Below are 1,057 nucleotides of genomic sequence, written 5' to 3'. Positions count from 1 at the left end.
GGTCTGTCACTGTGATTGGTTATTGTAAGACCGAAGGTAATAGAACGCTAAATGAGATGGATACATGGACCGACAATCAATGCTGCATAGTCAGAAGATTTACTTTTGTACTGACGAAGAACTCGCAAAACAGCAAACGCAATGCCTAGAGATTCTCTATGACTACAACCAAACGCGACCTTCAGAGGGCGAAAAACGTGGTGAAATTCTTCAGCGTTTACTTGGGGCTGTGGGCGATAACTGTTATTTAGAGCCGCCGCTTCGAGCAAACTGGGGGCGTCACACTTATCTGGGTGATAATGTGTACGCCAACTTCAATCTTACACTTGTCGATGACACCTATATTTATATCGGCAATTCCGTGATGATTGGCCCGAATGTGACGATTGCGACAGCAGGACATCCTATAGAGCCAGATTTACGTCGGGAAGTTGCTCAGTTCAATATTCCTGTTCATATCGAAGACAATGTTTGGATTGGCGCAAACTCAGTGGTGTTACCGGGTGTGACGATTGGTGAAAACTCGGTTATTGGTGCAGGGAGCGTTGTGACCAAAGATATTCCAAGTAATGTCGTTGCGGTGGGGAACCCTTGTCGTGTGCTACGTGAAATCGGCGAGCATGACCGAGAGTTTTACTTCAAGGAGCGTAAAGTCGAGGGCAATGTCTATAGCGACCAAGAAGAGGCTTAACGCTGGGCACATGAAGCGATAGATAGAAACAAGAAAAGGCAGATTGGACCATCTAATCTGCCTTTGTTCGTATTGAGTAGCTAAAAGACGAAATTCAACATCACCGTGTAGAGGTTGGCATTGGTATCGACTGGTGGGAGAGAAAACGCGCCGGAGTCGTTGTTGAAAGCTTTAAAGTGTTGCCATTCGGCATTCACTGACACGTTGTAATCCACGTCAAACCTTAACCCTGTCAGGACGCTGTCACCGGTCTTCTTTTCGTTGTCGTCAAACTGCTGGCCATAAACCACGTAAGGGGTGAACTTGTTTAGGTTGTAGCTGGCTGCGGCGTACCACGAGGTCGAGATATCGCTGGTTTGTCCTTCT

Annotated in this window: 1 protein-coding gene and 1 pseudogene; one reads left to right on the top strand and one right to left on the bottom strand. The window is 46.8% G+C overall.

Annotated features, from left to right (window positions below; genetic code table 11):
- The first annotated feature begins 64 nt into the window (after nucleotides 1-64).
- Nucleotides 65-691, top strand: a complete 627-nt coding sequence (locus tag R7M72_RS25860; RefSeq protein WP_025633213.1) for a sugar O-acetyltransferase — start codon at nucleotides 65-67, stop codon at nucleotides 689-691.
- An 80-nt stretch (nucleotides 692-771) separates the two neighbouring features.
- Here the strand turns inward: R7M72_RS25860 and R7M72_RS25855 are convergent.
- A pseudogene (locus tag R7M72_RS25855) lies at nucleotides 772-1,057 on the bottom strand (sulfate ABC transporter permease); the annotation flags it as partial.

The sequence above is a fragment of the Vibrio sp. YT-18 genome, from assembly GCF_033337345.1.
GTDB lineage: Bacteria > Pseudomonadota > Gammaproteobacteria > Enterobacterales > Vibrionaceae > Vibrio > Vibrio alginolyticus.
This window is presented reverse-complemented; position numbering and strand designations above follow the sequence as displayed.

Bases quoted from the DNA above. Each gene is read 5' to 3' on its own strand.
- R7M72_RS25860 (WP_025633213.1), top strand. From the start codon at position 65: ATGGACCGACAATCAATGCTGCATAGTCAGAAGATTTACTTTTGTACT.